General features: G+C 42.4%; 13 protein-coding genes. 10 read left to right on the top strand and 3 right to left on the bottom strand.

Going from position 1 to position 19,080, the window contains the following annotated elements:
• Positions 1-31: 31 nt before the first annotated feature.
• Positions 32-1,318 (bottom strand): tyrosine--tRNA ligase, encoded by a 1,287-nt coding sequence (tyrS, locus tag DB520_RS21790; protein ID WP_114751909.1) that lies wholly within the window; start codon positions 1,316-1,318, stop codon positions 32-34.
• 41 nt (positions 1,319-1,359) lie between these two features.
• Positions 1,360-1,986 carry a phosphoribosylanthranilate isomerase gene (gene trpF, locus DB520_RS21785; RefSeq protein WP_114751908.1) on the bottom strand — a complete coding sequence of 209 codons (627 nt, stop codon included), beginning with the start codon at positions 1,984-1,986 and terminating at the stop codon, positions 1,360-1,362.
• A 162-nt stretch (positions 1,987-2,148) separates the two neighbouring features.
• Here trpF and DB520_RS21780 point away from each other — a divergent pair, with 162 nt between their 5' ends.
• The 8 genes from DB520_RS21780 to DB520_RS21745 all read left to right on the top strand — a co-directional run bounded on the left by DB520_RS21780 (position 2,149) and on the right by DB520_RS21745 (position 13,672).
• Positions 2,149-2,832, top strand: coding sequence for a hypothetical protein (locus DB520_RS21780; RefSeq protein WP_114751907.1), 684 nt, complete (start codon positions 2,149-2,151; stop codon positions 2,830-2,832).
• Positions 2,819-4,456, top strand: a complete 1,638-nt coding sequence (locus DB520_RS21775) for a S8 family serine peptidase (RefSeq protein WP_114751906.1) — start codon at positions 2,819-2,821, stop codon at positions 4,454-4,456. The genes DB520_RS21780 and DB520_RS21775 overlap by 14 nt, the downstream gene beginning before the upstream one ends.
• 179 nt (positions 4,457-4,635) lie before the next feature.
• On the top strand, positions 4,636-5,289 hold the full coding sequence (rpe, locus tag DB520_RS21770; protein WP_114751905.1) for a ribulose-phosphate 3-epimerase: 654 nt from the start codon (positions 4,636-4,638) through the stop codon (positions 5,287-5,289).
• A 120-nt stretch (positions 5,290-5,409) separates the two neighbouring features.
• Positions 5,410-5,937, top strand: coding sequence for a hypothetical protein (locus DB520_RS21765; protein WP_114751904.1), 528 nt, complete (start codon positions 5,410-5,412; stop codon positions 5,935-5,937).
• Positions 5,938-6,057: 120 nt separating this feature from the next.
• Positions 6,058-7,050: a hypothetical protein gene (locus DB520_RS21760; RefSeq protein ID WP_198675413.1), complete on the top strand. Its 993-nt coding sequence runs from the start codon at positions 6,058-6,060 to the stop codon at positions 7,048-7,050.
• 140 nt (positions 7,051-7,190) lie between these two features.
• Positions 7,191-9,701 (top strand): DNA gyrase subunit A, encoded by a 2,511-nt coding sequence (gyrA, locus tag DB520_RS21755; protein ID WP_114751903.1) that lies wholly within the window; start codon positions 7,191-7,193, stop codon positions 9,699-9,701.
• A gap of 59 nt (positions 9,702-9,760) precedes the next feature.
• The gene (locus DB520_RS21750) at positions 9,761-10,972 is read left to right on the top strand and encodes a tetratricopeptide repeat protein (RefSeq protein WP_114751902.1); all 1,212 of its coding nucleotides are present in this window, start codon (positions 9,761-9,763) and stop codon (positions 10,970-10,972) included.
• Between the two features lie 525 nt (positions 10,973-11,497).
• A complete protein-coding gene (locus tag DB520_RS21745; RefSeq protein ID WP_114751901.1) occupies positions 11,498-13,672 on the top strand; it encodes a DUF5916 domain-containing protein in 2,175 nt (724 codons plus the stop codon).
• An 8-nt stretch (positions 13,673-13,680) separates the two neighbouring features.
• Here DB520_RS21745 and DB520_RS21740 read toward each other — a convergent pair whose 3' ends face one another.
• On the bottom strand, positions 13,681-14,625 hold the full coding sequence (locus DB520_RS21740; protein ID WP_114752053.1) for a phytanoyl-CoA dioxygenase family protein: 945 nt from the start codon (positions 14,623-14,625) through the stop codon (positions 13,681-13,683).
• A gap of 177 nt (positions 14,626-14,802) precedes the next feature.
• Here DB520_RS21740 and DB520_RS21735 point away from each other — a divergent pair, with 177 nt between their 5' ends.
• Together DB520_RS21735 and DB520_RS21730 are read left to right on the top strand one after the other, a co-directional pair.
• Positions 14,803-17,283 carry a PIG-L family deacetylase gene (locus DB520_RS21735; RefSeq protein ID WP_114751900.1) on the top strand — a complete coding sequence of 827 codons (2,481 nt, stop codon included), beginning with the start codon at positions 14,803-14,805 and terminating at the stop codon, positions 17,281-17,283.
• 93 nt (positions 17,284-17,376) lie between these two features.
• A complete protein-coding gene (locus tag DB520_RS21730; protein WP_114751899.1) occupies positions 17,377-19,080 on the top strand; it encodes a sodium:solute symporter in 1,704 nt (567 codons plus the stop codon).

The raw sequence follows: 19,080 nt of genomic DNA, 5'->3' as shown, positions 1-19,080 counted from the left end.
CCACAAACTCCTAAGAACCGGCCAAAACTGGTCAACTCACTTTTACGATGTAATAGTTTTTCTTCCCTTTTTGCACCAGGAGGTACTTGTCCTGTAGCAAAGGTAAGTCTATAGTGGCATTGGGATCGGTAATTTTGGTCTTATTTATGCTAACGCCTCCTCCCTTTATCATTTTCCTAGCTTCTCCCTTGGAAGTAAAAATCAAAGATTCCCACCCCAAAAGGTCGGTAATGTTGCCAATTTCCTTGTATTGACTACTGCTCAACTCTACAATTGGAACACCTTCAAATACTTGCAGGAAGGTCCTTTCATCTAAGAGGGATAGGTCTTCAAGCGAGCTCTTTCCAAAAAGAATATTGGATGCCTTTAACGCAGAGTCGTACTCCTTCTGACCATGCACCCAAACAGTGATCTGCTTTGCCAATTCCTTTTGTAGCACGCGAAGGTGGGGTGCCTCGGCCTGTTCCTTTTCCAAGTTGTATATAGTTTCTTTATCCAAAGTGGAGAAGATCCTTATATATTTACCTGCATCCTCATCTGAAACATTGAGCCAAAACTGATAAAAGGCATAAGGAGAGGTCTTTTCGGCATCCAGCCAAACGTTTCCTCCTTCTGTTTTTCCAAACTTGCTCCCGTCGGCCTTTGTTATCAATGGTACTGTCAATGCATAAGCCTCACCTCCGGATTTTTTTCTGATAAGTTCCGTTCCCGTTACAATGTTCCCCCATTGGTCTGATCCTCCCAACTGAACAGTACAAGACTTGTTTTTCCAAAGATAGTAGAAATCATAGCCCTGTATAAGCTGATAAGAAAACTCGGTAAAAGAAAGGCCATTTCCATCTTCCAGCCTTCTCTTTACACTGTCTTTGGCCATCATGTAATTCACGGTGATGTGTTTTCCCACATCCCTGATAAACTCAAGAAACGAAAATGGAGCCATCCAATCGTAGTTGTTCACCAATTCCGCCTTGTTGGCTTGGCTGCCTTCAAAATCCAGAAACTTTGAAAGTTGGTTTTTGATGCATTTTATGTTGTGGTCCAAGGTCTCCTTATCCAACAGGTTACGCTCTGCAGATTTGAAGGAAGGATCCCCAATCATGCCAGTTGCGCCACCTACTAATGCCAATGGCTTATGTCCAGAACGCTGAAAATGAACCAGGGTCATTACTCCCACAAGGTGCCCAATATGCAAAGAATCCGCAGTGGGGTCGATTCCCAAATATGCGGTCTTCATCCCTTCTTTAAGGTGATTCTCCATTCCCGGAGTCATATCTTGAAGCATTCCCCTCCAGCGCAGCTCGGCTATAAAATCTTTCATTCGGTCTTGTTAGTTCTCTTTCAAGGCGCAAATATAGGGTTTTAATCGGCTTCTTCCAGCACTTCCAGGATATCAGCCAACTCATCAAAATCCTTAATCCCTGGCTTAATCTCATGGCCGCCCTTCATGGCTATACCTTTAATCTTAGTATTATCCAAGGTATCCTCTACATTTTCAGAATCAAAGCCAAACCCTAGGATTACCTCACATTTTTCGGCCAGCTTATTCAGCAATTCTTTATCTGGCACCAGGTCTGGGTTGCTTTCTGCTTCTACTAACAATAAAATTCCGTTTTCACCCAAAGAGGCACTTAAAGATAGAAGTCGCTCCATATCTTTGTTGTCTGCCACGTCCTTTTTCAGTATCAACTGATAAGAAGCGTTCATCAGCATTTGTAGGTGTGCCTCCTCTTCAATTTGGACGGATTCGATACCTTCATATTGAGCTATTGTCTCCAGGATAATATCGGGATGGGTAGTTTTAAATTCACCTACAAACCCAACACCCGAAACCCAACCCGTAATTTCCTTAAACTTCACAGGGTCTACATAATATTCATCGTTAGGCTCCAGAGAAAAACCCAATAGGTCTACATACATCCCAGCACAATAGCGGGCATCGCTTAAATTGTTTACGTTACTAATTTTGACAAAGGTTTTTAATGACATTTAACAAGTACTGTTTAATTCAAGGATAAAAAGCCAAATATAGGAGTTAGTGAAGACATGCCCATTTCTTTGTGTGGATAATCTATAAAATAAATCTTTTTTGAATTAGCAGGTTTATCGTTAAATCCTTTTATTTTTACCATTTATATTAATGGGACGGAGATGAGCAGAAAAAAATTCTGGGTCTTTATTTTTCTAATTGTTTTTCAAAATTGTCAAATTGAGAGGGAAACCCCAGACCAGATAAACTCCACTTACCAGCCTTTGAGAATAGGTTTGTTTTGGGTATATCAGGTTATTGAAAAGGTGTATTTTGGAGAGGGAGATGTGGAAGAAAAGGCCTATTATATCCGGGATAGGATGGTGGATCTCTACCTTAATGAGGAGGGAGAAGAGGTTTATGTCTTGAACAGGGAAACCTCCGATGACCGTATCCATTGGCAAATTAAAATGGCCTATACATATACTTTCAGCAGGGGTAGGTTAATCCGACAGGTGGAAAACCTGATTACCATTCCCTTGGTGCATCCTGCAGAATACCAGGTGCATTGGGACGGAAATGGCATGAACAGCCTTACTTCAGAGGCTTTTACCATTACGCACACAGGACCTTATGCACTGGAACATAGGAATTTTGTGGATACGGTAAAGGTGACCCAATCCGAAGATGACGATGAAGTCACCTTCAGGGACAATCGTTACGAGGTTTTCGCCGCCAATATAGGCTTAATCGAAAGCTATTATGAGGTTTTAGTCTACTGTTCAAGAAGTGATTGTTTAGGAGAACAAATTGTGCAAAACGGACGTTTTATTCATTTGAAACTATTAACACATGGTGCAGAATAAATTTAGACGTCTTTTTTTACTGTTGGTTTTCGCTTGTTTTGGTACCGTATATGGTCAAGACAGGTTTGCCATTCATTATAAATACAAGCCCACCCAGGCTTTTAGCCTTGAAGAACCGGAGAATTTCTTGAGTGGGGATGCACTCCTGCGAAGGGATAGAGAAAAAATTCTGGTGGATAGCACGGATTTGCCTGTTTCCTATCAGTATGCCGAAGAAATTGAACAAAGGGTAAAAAGAGTTATCTATCACAGCAATTGGCTAAATGCATCCATAGTGATGATGGATCAAGCTGTAGCAGATGAAATTTCCAGTTTACCGTTTGTCGACACCGTATTACTGGTAGCTAGGGGAGGCATACCCCAGATGGAGACTGGGAAAAAGTCAGTAGGAGCAGAAAAAAATGCAGCAACTCGGCAAAAACAATCCCAGGCTTATGAATTTCAAAATGACATCCTAGGTATTCCCCAAATGCATGCGGAAGGTTTTGCAGGTAAGGATATGAAAATTGCTGTTTTCGATGCTGGCTTCCTCCATGCGGACAAGATTTCTGGGATGCAACACCTTTTTAATGAGAACAGGATATTGGCCACAAGGGATTTTGTAATGCCTTTTTCGGAGGATGTGTTCCGTACCGATACCCATGGTACGGGCAGTCTGTCTTTATTGGCGGCATTTGCACCCAATCAGATGGTAGCCGGGGCGTATGAGGCAAATTATATTTTATGTATTACCGAGGATGTAAGGTCTGAATTCAGAATTGAAGAATACAATTGGGTAAAGGCTGCGGAATTTGCCGACAGTCTTGGAGTAGATATCATCAACAGTTCATTGGGGTACTATGACTTCGATGATGTGGACATGGATTATTCCAAAGAGGATTTGGACGGAAAAACTGCTGTTATTTCTATTGGAGCCGGTATGGCTGCCCAAAAGGGTATATTGGTAGTTACAAGCAACGGAAATGAGGGAAATCTAAGCTGGAGAACCATCACTGCACCGGCCGATGCGGAGGGCGTGCTGGCTGTAGGCGCTGTGACCATTAATTTAGAAAGGGCAGGTTTCAGTTCGGTAGGGCCAACAGCAGATGGTAGGATTAAGCCCGAGTTAGTGGCTTTTGGCACTGGGGTTACCTTATGGAGGTCCGAAAACGGCCCCAGCACTTCCAGTGGCACCTCGTTTTCTGCCCCGCAAATTGCAGCGTTGGCAGCAGGGCTTTGGCAGGCTAATCCCACCTTAACAAGTACAGAAATCAAAGATTTTCTCCTGAAAAGCGGGCATATATCGGATGAACCAAACATGGATCTTGGATTTGGTATTCCAAATTATTCAAGGGCCCAGCACGGCATAATCCAATCAGAAGGGGTGGAGGTAGCACAAGAAAAAGCCCTAATTTACCCAAACCCTATGGACGGAAATACGCTATTTATCCGATATGGTACGGGGCCTTCTTGCTCTCTGAGGCTTATTAGCCCAGGCGGTAAATTGCTACACCAATGGCAACTTGCCAGAAGTGACCAAAAGGAGCCTTTTGAAATAAACCTAGCGGGGCTCTCTCCTGGAATGTATGTGGTTGAGCTACAGGTTAACTCAGATGCTGAAGTGGTAAAGTTGCTCAAGAGATAAGGATTTCCTTTAATAATTCCCTTTTTTTGTGCCAACATTACAGCATGAATGCCTATCTGTTTCCCAATTGATGAAATCGAGCCTGTCCTGACGGCAGTCAGGGCATGACGCAAGCGACACACGGGGGGATGATTAATCTGGGCATTCCATCTGACCGCTGAAAAGACAATTATAAACATATGAAAATATATATAGCCCCTTCCATTTTAGCCGCCGACTTTGCAAACCTGGAAAAGGAAATCAAAATGATTAACGACTCAGAGGCGGATTATATCCATGTGGACATTATGGATGGGGTATTTGTTCCCAATATTTCTATGGGTGTACCTGTTGTTGAAGCTATTGCCCGGCATGCTAAGAAACCTTTGGATGTGCATTTAATGATTGTGGAACCCGACCGTTACCTGGAAAATTTCAAAAACGCCGGTGCCGCGCATCTTACCGTACACCTTGAGGCCTGCCAGCACCTGGACCGAACCATACAAGCTATTAAATCCCTAGGTTGTAAGGCGGGTGTGGCACTGAACCCTCACAGTCCTGTCAGCCAATTGGAAGAAATCATTGCTGCCTTAGATATTGTCTGCCTAATGTCAGTTAACCCTGGTTTTGGGGGCCAGAGCTTTATCAAAAGCACCTATGACAAAGTGAAAAAATTGAAAAACCTGATTGCTTCACAGGGATCCATGGCTAAAATAGAAATAGATGGAGGGGTGAGTTTGGAAAATGCCAAGGGACTTTTGGATGCTGGTGCCGATATTTTGGTAGCTGGGAACTTTGTCTTTTCTTCAAAAAATCCCAAGACAACCATAAAAAAGTTAAAAAGTATCTCTTAGATACAAAATTTCTACCCCATATATAAATTATGGCTTACTTTTTGAATATTTTCTTGTAATAAAAGTAATTCTAGAGTAATTTAGTAGCTAATTAAACTTCTTAAATAGATTAGAATCAGTATGAAAAACCTACTTGTGATTGCGTTCCTTTTATTTGCTTTTGTTGGTTACAATCAAGTCTTAGCCCAAGAAGAAGCCGAGACGGAAGATGCAGAAGAGATTTCCGATGAAGAGCTTATGAAATTTGCCGTAATGGAAGATTCTGTTGCTGCCTTTTATGAGCAAAAGAACGAGGAATTGATTGACATGATCAGAAACAACGAGACCATTGAGGGAGCCGCCCGTTATAATGAGATTAAAGCGGCCTGGGGAGATGACGAGAAATTGGAAGAAATAGAAGTAACTGAAGAAGAAAAGGAAGCTTACGAAGAAATCATGAATTTCATGGGTTCTTTGGCCGATGAAGTACGTGACCTTAAAATTGATTTGATAAAGAACGATGAAATTCTTGGGGTGGCTACCTATAACAAGGTTAACAAGGCCATAAAGGAAAACCCGGAACTCAAAGAGAAAGTAGACAACCTCCAAGCAGAGTTAAAAGAAAAAAGGTCTTCAGAGGATGAAGTTGATCCTGACGAAAGTGAATAACCATTCTTAAATATTGTTAAAAAAATAGCCCTCTTTTACAGAGGGTTTTTTTATTTTTGGACGTTACTATTTTATGGGTAGGAAGCTGTTTACTTCTTTAAAAAAATGAGTGAGGATGTTATGCAAAAAAAACTAAGGATTCTTGGCATAATTTTTTTGGCAGTTGGGACTTTTTGGAGTACAAACGACAGTTATGCCCAGGAGGAGGATATTTTTGGGATTGAAAGAAAAATAAAGGGAAGAAAAAGCGAGGGTGAGTTAGGTAATATCTTTAGGAATATGGTGAGTAACTTTTCCTTTGAATTGGGAACAGGAGCAATTTACCAAGCCAACCAAATGCAGTTTCACAGCAGCACACCCAGCCAATACCCTATTTCGTCGGTTTTGCCAGATAACCCAATGGATATTGGTGCCAGTGACACGGTGAATTTTTCCTTGGGTCAGATGAGTGTTCCGGTGCATGCAGCTATGAGGCTAAACCTTTTTGATTTACTGGTACTCGGTGCGGGATATGGCCGGGAATGGGGTTCTATGAACCCTCTTAGGGAAAGGGATTATAGGTTTGAATTTCAGGAGGAGTCCTTTGTTATGGACAGGTTGTTTGCCACAGCGGGTATAATATTATATGACGCTAACAAAAGAAGGGCATTTTTGAATTGGAAATATAGGAGATACTCGGGCAGCAACCACCTTATCCAGTCCGAACGTAAACTTCGGATGAGGCAGGATTACCCTTGGCGTTTCATTTTGGAAGGGGAATATGGGCAAATGTTTATCCGTAGTGGTTTTGATGAACATGTGCAAGCACCTGAACCTTACATAGGAGCAGGATTAAGGATAGAAAGGGAATTTTCGGAATTCACAAGCGTTTACATACGACCTACTTGGGGAAGGAGGTCTTTCCAATATGAGTTGCCAGATTTAATGGAACCCCAGGGAATAAACCAGCAGCTTTTTATGATTCAGTTTGGGGCAACTTTGCGGTTGCCAGGTACCAAGAGATGTAAGGTGCCTGGGTGCGGGGTGGTGATGAAACACCTTCACAATGGTGTGGAATACCGAGGAAGCTCAATTTGGAGAATGCAAAACAGAAAAATAGGGCAATGGTATTAAACCATTCTAAAAATTTGGATTTTTTAAGTCCATGAATATAAATTAAATACCAACAGTTTGGGAATTAGGTAAAATTTTCTTTTTAATTAACCCTTACTTTTTTGTACCTTGCCGTTTAAAATTGAGGAATTTTAAAGAGTATGGCTCAAGGAGAGAACGAGAAAATAATACCTATCAATATAGAAGAAGAAATGCGCGGTGCCTACATCGACTACTCGATGTCGGTAATTGTTTCTCGCGCACTTCCGGATGTTAGAGATGGATTGAAACCTGTACACCGAAGGATTCTTTTCGGCATGCAGGAGTTGGGTGTCACACATAACAAGCCTTACAAAAAATCAGCAAGAATAGTAGGGGAGGTATTGGGTAAATATCACCCTCACGGTGATTCTGCCGTGTATGAGTCCTTGGTGAGGATGGCGCAAGTTTGGTCTCTGCGATATCCGCTTGTAGATCCTCAGGGAAATTTCGGTTCCGTGGATGGGGATAACCCTGCGGCAATGAGGTATACAGAGGCTAGGCTGAGAAGAATTGCGGAGGAGCTTTTGATAGATATCAACAAGGAAACAGTTGATTTTCAGCTTAACTTTGATGATACCCTGAAGGAGCCGATTGTTCTTCCTGCCAAGATTCCGGCATTGTTGCTCAATGGAGCTTCAGGTATTGCAGTAGGTATGGCAACCAACATGGCACCCCATCACCTTGGAGAAGTCATCGACGGCATTACCGCCTATATAGATGATAATGATATAACCGTAGATGGATTAATGGAGCATATCACTGCTCCTGATTTTCCCACTGGGGGCATTATCTATGGGTATAGTGGAGTAAGATCTGCCTTTGAGACTGGAAGGGGCAGGATTATTCTGAGAGGAAAAGCTACGGTGGAAACCAAGGCCAATGGGAAGGAAATGATTGTCATCACAGAAATTCCCTACCAGGTCAACAAAGCCGGGATGGTAGAAAAAACCGCCCAACTCATTAATGACAAAAAGCTTGAGGGCATTTCGGCTATAAGGGATGAGTCCGACCGGCAAGGGATGCGCATTGTTTATGAATTGAAAAAGGATGCAGTAGCTAATGTAATCCTAAACAACCTCTACAAACATACCCAACTCCAGACATCTTTTAGCGTAAATAACGTAGCCCTGGTAAAGGGGAGACCCTATACCTTGAACCTAAAGGACCTTATCGTTCACTATGTGAATCACCGACATGAGGTGGTGATAAGGCGAACCGAATATGAATTAAGGGAAGCAGAAAAACGAGCCCATATACTCGAAGGGTATCTTGTGGCTTTGGATCATCTGGATGAGGTGATTTCCCTTATTAGAAACTCGCGAGATCCTGAAACGGCCCGAAACGGCTTAATGGAAAAATTCGAGCTTTCTGAAATCCAGGCAAGGGCCATACTGGACATGAGGCTACAGCGCCTTACCGGGATGGAAAGGGAGAAGATTCAAAAGGAATATGAGGAACTTCTCAAATTGATCGAAGAACTCAGAGAAATCTTGGCCAGCGAAGAAAAACGAATGGAGTTGATCAAGGAAGAGTTGGCAGAAATGAAGGAGCGCTATAACGATGAGCGGAGGACTTCCATAGAACACAATGCCGAAGATTTCAGCTACGAAGATATGATCCCTAATGAGGAAGTGGTAATCACTCTTAGCCACCAGGGGTATATTAAGAGAACAGTATTGACTGAATATAGGACGCAAAGTAGGGGAGGTGTAGGTTCGAGAGGTGTCAGCACCAAGGAGGATGATTTCACCGAATATATTTTTACTGCCAGTACCCACAATTACCTCCTTATCTTTACGGATAAGGGAAAACTGTTTTGGTTAAAGACCTATGCGATTCCAGAAGGGGGCAAAACGTCCAAAGGAAGGCCAATTCAAAATTTGATCAATATTGAAAGTGGGGACAAAATAAGGTCCATTATCCAGGTAAATGACCTAGGCGATGCAGATTATGTGAATAACAACTTTTTGGTGATGGTCACCAAGAAGGGAATCATCAAAAAGACCACTCTAGAACAGTACTCCAGGCCCAGGACTAATGGCATCATTGCCTTAAATATAAGGGATGACGATCAATTACTTAATGTGGAGATGACTAATGGAGATTCCCATATTATAATTGCATCTAGTTCGGGAAGGGCAGTACATTTCCACGAGTCCAATGTCAGACCGATGGGAAGAACGGCAACGGGTGTAAAAGCTATCAATTTGGATGGTGATAAATATCATGTGGTTGGCATGGTTTGTGTAACTAGAGAAGATGCCACCCTAATGGTGGTTTCCGAGAAAGGTTATGGAAAGCGGTCTTACCTTACCGAATACCGAATAACCAAACGTGGTGGAAAGGGCGTTAAAGCCATGAATATCACGGAGAAAACAGGGGGATTAGTTGCTATTAAGGAAGTCGTGGATACCGATGATTTGATGATTATCAACAGATCTGGTATTGCAATCAGGACACCCATTTCCGGTGTGAGGGTTATGGGAAGGGCTACACAAGGGGTGAGGCTCATTCGACTTAATGACAGTGACGAAATTTCATCTGTAGAAAAGATCAGGAACATTGAGGAAGAAGAGGTTGGAAACATGGCCGAAAATGACGATGAAAGTCCTGATCCACAAAATGAATAGAATCAATAAACGTTTAACAATTATACAAAGCATTTAACAACTAGATTAAATCCAGAAAAATGAAAAAGTTAATTTTATCATTAGCTTTGGTTGGAATAGCCACAACGCTAGCATTCGCACAGAAGAAAGCCGTCAGATCAGCCGAAAGAAATTTGAGAAAAGCTGAATTTCAGGAAGCTTTAGCTGATATTCAGGCGGCCACTGAAGATGAAAAAACAAAGGATGACCCCAAGACATATTTTGTCATGGGAAAAATTTATACCCAAAAATTTGAAGCGGACTCCTCTAATACGCAGGAAACGGTAGAAACCGGAAGGAAAGCTGAAGAGGTCTTTATGAAAACCTTTGAGATGGAAGAGAGGGATTCTACTTCCAAGATAGGTAAAGATTTGTTTAAACTCGTAGATCCCGAGCTTCCGGAAAATTTTCAAGGCGAAGGCATATACAGGTTGAAAAACGCCTCCTTCAACAAAGCAATAGAAAGGTATGAAGAAGATGATATGGAGCTTGCTTTTGAGTTTTTCTCCTTAGCGGCCGATTTAGATCCTAAAGACACCTCTATTGTGTTCAATGCCGGCTATACAGGCAATATGGTAGGCGAAAGCGAAAAAGCTAAAAAATACTTCACTGAACTTCTTGAAGTAGAGGAATACAATAAACTCAATGCATATTATTTCTTGATACAAATTGCCTCTGCAGAAGACAACGACCCAGATGAAGCCTATAGATTAGTATCTGCGGCTCGAGAAGAGTATCCTGAAGACAAGGGTTTGGCTGAATTTGAGATTCAACTTTTACTTCAATTGGATAAAATGGATGAAGCTATGACATCTATTGAAAAGGCCTTGCAAGATGATCCTGACAATGCCGCTATCAGATTGAGGTATGGGTACTTGAAGGAGAAATCTGGTGATATCGATGGTGCTTTGGAAGAATATAAGAAAACCGTTGACTCGGATGCCGACTTCTTTGAAGGAAATTATTACACTGGCGCATTGTATTTGGACAAAGCAAGGAATATCATCACAGAAGTGAACAACCTTCCTGATGACGAGTGGGAAGAAAAATCTCCCGAAATGCTTAAGGAAGCAGATGATTTATATGCTGATGCCCTACCTTACTTCACCAAAGCTTCAAGCCTTCAACCTGACAATACGGACATCATGGAAATCCTTTTCCAAATCCATACCAGATTGGATAATGAAGACGAAGCGGAAGAGTACAACCAAAAGCTAGCCGAGATACTTGGCGATGACTGGATGGAGCAATAAAAGAAGCTAAATCAGTAAAAAATTTAAATGCCGTCAATTGACGGCATTTTTTTTTGCTGGAGAAATCAACACGGCCTGACAATTGTTGATTATAGGATTTTTCTAACCAACTATTCGTATACATGGATTTACAACTTACGTGACCATCAATGCGGTACTTCCTGGTCCCAACAGAAGTAAAGGAGTTGAGGAATTTGTGAAAAAATAGCTGAAGAAGAGGGAAAGAAGGTAGAAGTGGTGGAGAAGGAGATTTTTAAGGAGGCTAAGCCCTCTTATTGATTCAGCGGTTCATCGAAGTAAAAGTAGTTGCAGCAATTACGGCCTATCTTTGCAGTCCAAGGTTCTCAGCCACCAATGGAACCCAATCCGAGTAGATGCCGGAGTAGTATAAAGTCTAGCCTAGGAGAGTTTGGATTGGAAACAGGAAGGAAGAATTTGCTCTTTGTCCCCTAATTTTAAATGAATGGTACCATCAATGTGAGAATTAATTAATAACATTGCGGGCTTGAAATGTTGTAGCCCCAAATGAGGATAGGATTAACCTTTTTAGTCTTTATTTTATTGACCTCCCTGTGTTTTGCACAGAAGATCAATTATTCTTACCAGCTTGAGATTAAGAAAGCAACTTCCCCCATTGAGATCGATGGCGTTTTGGATGAACCTGCCTGGCTGGAAGCAGATGTGGCAAAAGAATTTTACATGATATTGCCAATGGATACCTCCTATTCACAGGTGGAAACAGAGGTAAGGATGACCTATGATGAGGAAAACCTCTATATTATTGTGGTTAATCATCATGCTGTGCCTGGCCCCTATTATGTGGAGTCCCTAAGAAGGGATTTTGCATTCGGCAAAAATGACAACTTTCTTCTTTTCATGGATCCATTTGATGATCAAACCAACGGTTTCTCTTTTGGTGCTAATGCGGCAGGGGCTCAATGGGATGGAATTATGTTTGAAGGAGGAAAGGTGGATTTAAGCTGGGACAACAAGTGGGTTTCCAAAGTACAGAACTACGACGATAAGTGGGTTTTTGAAGCCGCCATTCCCTTTAAAAGTATCCGTTATAAAAATGGCATCAAGGAATGGGGAATTAATTTCAGCAGGCTAGACCTCAAAACTACGGAAAAATCCAGTTGGGCACCCGTACCAAGACAATTTCCATCAGCCTCCCTCGCGTATACAGGCGTGTTGGTGTGGGATGATGTGCCTCCTAGAGCAGGGGCTAATGTTTCTTTAATTCCTTATGTGATGGGAGGCAGCGTAAATGATTTCGAAAACAATGTGGAGCCCTCTTACCAGAATAGGGTAGGGATGGACGCCAAGATTGCCCTGAGTTCTTCCCTAAACTTAGACCTGACTGTAAACCCTGATTTTTCCCAGGTGGAAGTGGACAGACAGCTCACCAATTTGGATAGGTTCGAATTGTTTTTCCCAGAAAGGCGCCAATTTTTTCTCGAAAATGGGGATTTGTTTGCCAATTTCGGTTACGAAACCATACGTCCCTTTTTTTCTAGAAGGATAGGTTTGGATGCCCCAATCCAGTTTGGTGCCAGGTTAAGTGGAAAGATTAACCGGGATTGGAGAATCGGGGCCATGAACATGCAAACCGCAAAAGTGGATGAAACGGGCCAACCTGCTCAAAACTACAGTGTGGTATCCCTCCAAAGAAGAGTGGGGCAACGGTCCAATATAGGTGCCATTTTTATCAACAGAACCGCCTTTGATATAGACCCAAACGTGGAACCTGGCATTGTTCCACACCAGCAGTTCAACAGGAACCTTGGGTTTGAATATAACCTGGCCTCTTCCAATAACTTATGGACAGGCAAGGCACTATACCTCAAGTCCTTCAGTCCCACAGAGGATGGGTCAGGGATGGTGCACGCAGCCAACCTAAGGTATTCCAGTGGATCCCTTACTTGGGAATGGAGACACGAATATGTTTCTCCTGACTATACTGCTGAGGTTGGGTTTGTACCTAGGGTGGGGTTTTATAGGATAAACCCGAGTTTTGCCTACCTTTTTTTCCCGAAAAGTAAAAAGATTCTGCGGCACGGCCCCCAGGTTTCCACTTCCCTGTTCTATAATATGGATTTGGAACAAACGGATAATATCAGCATGTTTGCCTATACTGTTCGCTTCCGGAGTCAAAGTGATTTAACGGCTTGGGTAGGGCATGATCAAATAGTATTGCAGGATCCCTTTGACCCCACCAATTTTAGTGGAGATACGTTAGCCGCGTTTACCGACCATAGGTGGATGACCGTAGGCGGAGAGTATGTGTCCAAACCACAAAGTTTATATACCTACTCCTTATCCACCCAATATGGTGGATATTATGCTGATGGTAACAGGTTCAACGCTATGGGGGAGGTAGGTTATAGGTTTCAACCTTATGTAGGGATTAACCTCAGTGCCAATTACAATGAAATCTTACTTCCGGAACCATGGGGTAGGACTAGGTTTTGGTTGGTGGGACCAAGGCTGGACTTGACATTTACAAATACCCTGTTTCTGACAGCATTTGCCCAGTATAACGAACAAATTAAAAACATCAATTTGAATACCAGGCTTCAATGGAGGTTTAAGCCGGCTTCCGACCTGTTTTTTGTTTACACAGATAATTACCTTCCTGCCCCATTTTATGTGAAAAACAGATCCTTGGCCTTAAAATTCACCTATTGGTGGACCCTATAGGCCAGAATTCACCAGGGGGATAAACCCAAAAGTTTTTCTCCCAGGGGGGAAAGCTCGGCTCTGCCGTACTTGAGTTGTTCCCAATTTCGGGGATCACCGGGAAAGGCAAAACCCTCCGGAGGCGTTCGCTTTTCCCATGATTCCACTCTCCACTTTCTAATCTCCTCATTTTCATTTTCTGCAGGCATCATGGATATGTATTGAGCCATCCTTACTTTGTCGGTACTGTTGTTTGGGCGAATACCGTGCGGGAGCATGCTGTTGAATATCAATAGATCTCCTTCTTCCAATTTTACTTTTGTAAGTTCAAAACCACTAATATCGGGCTTGAAAGGGTCACGGTCTTCTGGTTGGTTTTTTTTCCAGGTGTCATAAGTCCTGTAGAGCTCAGGTACACACTGAAAACCACCGACATTCAAATCAGTTTGGTCATTCAGGGCCACTAGCCCCTGAACATTTTGGGGTTTGGTCTCTGGATCGTAATCCCAATGAATAAATCCTTTGAATTCATGACCAGGTTTAGATGGCAAGTTTAAATTTGCCCTGTCAATGCTTACCCAAAGCTCCTCCATGCCCCAAATATCCGTAAATGTTTCATACACCTTTGGGTATTGCCTAATATCCCACAAATATTGGTGATTATAAATTTCTACCATTCCACTATTTTTAAGTTCAGCCATTTTCATCTCTGCCCTGGAAGGGGCGTACCAGGTGGAAGGGTCATTGGGGTCTTTCTCTTCAAATTCCCACAAGAGATTGGCCAACCTTTCGGTGTATGTCCTTGGCACGGCTTTTTTAAGGACTACATATCCATTGTTTATCCAAAAATCCCAGTCTTCTTCAGTGAGTATTCTTAAGGGTCTGCCGTCGTTCCTATCATTAAGCCGAAATTTACTAGTGGTTGAAGTGGAAGGATTTCCCGGTTTGTCTTTGTGATATGTATTTCTTGCCATAAATTCAACGTTTAATACCTTGTATCCTTGAAGATAAGATTTTAGCCGCAAAAAGTCCAACGTAAAGGGGTGACCTTTACCAATAGATGTTTATATGGGAATAATTCCATTGGTATAAATTCGGTTTATCTTAAGAAAGACTTAATTTAGCTTGTTCCTTCAAAACCTCAAAACTCCATGCGTTTGAAAACAAAGTTGCTTTATTGCCTTTACTTATTTTTTGTTACTTATTGTTTTACGGGGAAAGTTTTTTCTCAAAGCTCCTCGGAAGTCTATCACGAATTATTAAAATTAAAAGAAACCAAAAGGGTTTTATATTTGGCTGCGCATCCGGATGATGAGAATACCAGGTTAATCTCGTATCTGGCCAATAGGGAGCATGTGCAGGTTGCCTATCTGTCCCTTACCAGGGGAGATGGGGGGCAAAATCTCATAGGTAAGGAATTAGGCTTGGAGCTGGGAATGATCCGGACCCAGGAGCTGCTTAAAGCCAGGGAAACAGATGGAGGAAGGCAGTTTTTTTCCAGAGCCATAGATTTCGGTTTTAGTAAACATCCGGAGGAAACATTTAACAATTGGGACAGGGAAAAGTTATTGTCTGATGTAGTGTGGGTCATCCGGAAATTTCAGCCCGATATCATGATCAACAGGTTCAACGATACACCGGGAACCACCCATGGCCACCATACTGCCTCCGCTATTTTATCCCTGGAGGCCTTTGAAAAAGCGGCAGATCCAAATGAGTTTCCCGATCAACTACAGTGGGTAGAACCCTGGCAGCCCAGACGTGTGTTTTGGAATGCTTACTCATGGCAAGGGCAATACGATCCAGAAGAAGGAAAATCCCATCATGGGTTTGATGTGGGGGAGTACAACCCCCTAATTGGTACCACCTATACCCAAATAGCCGCTGATAGCAGAACGATGCATAAATCTCAGGGTTTTGGAGCTACCGCTCCGATTGGAGAAAGCAACGATTTTATGGAACTGGTGAAGGGGGAGGGTTTTCAGGATCATCCCTTTGAGGGCATCCCAAATAGATGGGAGAGTTTGGAAAATGGTGCGAACCTTGAAAACAGCATAGACCATATCCTGGCAAATTTTGATTTTATTCACCCATTGAACAGCTTGCCCGAACTTCTTGGCCTTAAAGCCAGTTTGGAGGAGCTGGATATGGAGGCTGAATGGTTAAAAGAGAAAATCCAGTTACTGGAAGAGATAATCCTAATGACAATAGGGGTCAAGGCCGAATTCACAGTTAATAAGGAATTATCTTTTCCTGGAGATCAGGTAAAGGTGAAATTAGTGGTAAATAATCCCACTTCCACAGCTGTTCAGGTGGACACCTTCCATACCCTCGATCAAAATGAAACCATAAATCAGCTAATTTCAGATAACCAGGCATTTACCAAGGAATTCGGTCTTGAAATTCCTTCAGAATACCCCATTTCCCAACCCTATTGGTTAGAGGATTGGCCGGATGGAACTTTGTTTAAAATTGAGGAGCAGACGAAAATCGGCCCCCCCTTTAACCGACCCAACATAGAGGGCAATTTGAAGGTCAGGATTAAAGGCCAAGAATTCCATTTAAAGCTTCCGCTAAAATTCAAATACAACGATCAAGTAGATGGAGAAATTCAACAACCATTTACTGTTGTGCCTGAGGTTTCGCTTTCTTTGAGCAAGGACAATTTGTTTCTCATAAACAAGGAAGAGGGAGAGCTCAAAGTAGTAGTCTCTTTTGAAGACAAAATTGAAAAGGGACAACTGGTTTTGGAAGGTTTGGCAGATTCGGAATATATGGTCTTTGAAAGGATAGTGGAAGAAGATAAAAGACGCGTCACTTACATCCTCAAAGTGGACAGTCCGGAAGGAGAAGAAAAAAGTCAAGTTACCGCCAAGTACATTTTGCCGAACGGTAAGTCCTTTGCCCAAAATACAAAGCGGATAATTTATGATCATATTCCAAATTTAACTTATTTTCCCCCTTCTACCTTTAATCTGGTACGGTTGGATTTGAGCATTAGCCCCCAGAGTATCGCCTATATTCCCGGTGCGGGAGATGATATGCCGGGCATACTTTCCAGTCTTGGATATAGCGTAGAAGTACTGGAAAATGGCAATTATGAGCTGGGAAAACTAAAAACCTATGATACGGTCATAGTGGGAATAAGGGCATTTAATGTCAACCAGGCATTGGCCGAGAATGTGAACGAATTGATGGCATATGTCCATGAAGGCGGAAACTTAATAGTTCAATACAATACCTCTTCACCTCTGCTGACCAGAAGGCTGGGACCCTATCCTTTCCAAATCTCCAGGGATAGGGTTTCTGTGGAAGAAGTGCCGGTAAAAGCAGATTTTGATGCTCACGAGGCAATGCATTCTCCGAACGAGATTTTAGAAAGGGATTTTGAGGGTTGGGTACAAGAGAGGGGACTTTATTTTCCTGATAAATGGGACGATCAATATACTGCACCACTGGCCATGAGTGACCCCGGGGAATCCACCAAAAGAGGCGCCCTACTTTTGGCAGACTACGGAAAAGGGACATTTGCCTACTCAGGGATATCCTGGTTCAGGCAGCTTCCAGCAGGCGTGCCGGGTGCCATTAAAATATTCGTCAATCTTATTGAACAGGCAGGAAATGGAAACTAACAAGGAACCTAACTGGAAAAGACTGTATTTCCTCCAAGTGTTGGTGTTGGGGATATTGGTGGTTTTATTTTACCTTTTAACCAACGCCTACACATGAGTAGCTTGGATTGGATTATTCTTTTTGGGACCTTGATTCTGATTGTGGGTTATGGTGTCTATAAGACCTATGGCCCCAAGGACATGGAAAAGTACCTTAAGGGGGGTAATGATATGAACTGGTGGACCATTGGTCTTTCCATTATGGCCACTCAGGCATCTGCGATCACCTTCCTCAGCACCCCCGGACAGGCCTACTCTGATGGTATGCGGTTTATTCAGTTTTATTTTGGCCTACCAGTGGCTATGATTATCCTTTCCGTATTTTTTCTTCCCATTTACTATAAATTAAAAGTTTATACCGCCTACGAATTTTTAGAGTCTAGGTTTGACCTTAAAACCAGGACTTTAGCTGCATCTTTATTTCTGATTCAAAGAGGGCTGGCTGCTGGAATCACGATCTATGCACCTTCTATCATTTTGTCCACGCTTTTGAATTGGAACCTAAATTTCACCATCGTTTTTATTGGCTTGATGGTGATAGTATACACTGTTTCCGGAGGTACCAAGGCAGTTTCCATTACCCAAAAGCAGCAAATGGCCGTAATGATGGGTGGAATGGTACTTGCCGGGATTTTGGTCATACAGATGTTACCGGTGAAGTTTTCGGAGGCCCTTCATGTAGCTGGTAAGATGGACCGTTTGAACATTACCAATTTTGAATTTGATCTTTCCGACAGGTACAACTTCTGGTCAGGAATGACAGGAGCCTTATTCTTGTTCATGTCTTATTTTGGAACGGACCAGTCCCAGGTTCAGCGGTATCTTTCAGGAAGTTCCCTCAAGCAAAGCCGAATGGGTTTAATGATGAATGGGTTTTTGAAGGTACCAATGCAATTTGTAATTCTGTTTATCGGTGTGATGGTATTTGTGTTTTACCAATTTTACCAACCCCCTTTGTTCTTTAACCAAGTGCAGGTGGATAAGCTTCGCCAAAGCGAATACAATTCATCCTATTCGGATTTGGAAGATGCCTATAAGGAAGGTTTTGAAACCAAAAACCAGCAATTATTTGAAATGCTCGATGCCATAAAGGAGGAAGAACCAGAACGAGTGGCACAGCTTAAAGCAACGATAAATGCTAAAGAAAAGGACCAAGAGGCCATCCGTCAGCAGGTAAAAGACCTGATATTGGTAAATGACCCGGCAGGAGAGACCAACGATACGGACTATGTTTTCATGCGGTTTGTCATGGATTATCTGCCAAAGGGGGTGGTAGGTTTGCTTTTCGCTGTAATCTTCAGTGCGGCGATGTCTTCAACTGCCTCTGAGTTAAATGCTTTGGGCTCTACCTCTACTGTGGACGTGTATAAAAGATCCCTGAACAAGGGGAGAAGTTCTAATCATTATATGCTGTCTTCCAAATGGTTGACAGCAATTTGGGGAGGGTTTGCCATTTTATTCGCTGCCTATGCTACTTTGTTTGAAAACCTAATTCAGGCGGTGAACCTCCTGGGATCTCTTTTCTATGGAGCCATTTTGGGAATATTTTTGGTGGGCTTTTTAATGAAATGGGTAAAGGGGCATGCCACCTTTATAGCGGCCATTATAGCTGAAGGTATTATTTTGCTCATTCATTGGTTCAATGGAAGTGAGTTGTTTGGGATTCCTATAGATATTGGTTTTCTGTGGTACAACGCAATAGGTTGTTTATTGGTAATGAGTTTAGCTGCCGGAATCCAGCTTATAGTTAGGAAATAA

Source organism: Pleomorphovibrio marinus, from assembly GCF_003347495.1.
Lineage (GTDB): Bacteria > Bacteroidota > Bacteroidia > Cytophagales > Cyclobacteriaceae > Pleomorphovibrio > Pleomorphovibrio marinus.
This window is presented reverse-complemented; position numbering and strand designations above follow the sequence as displayed.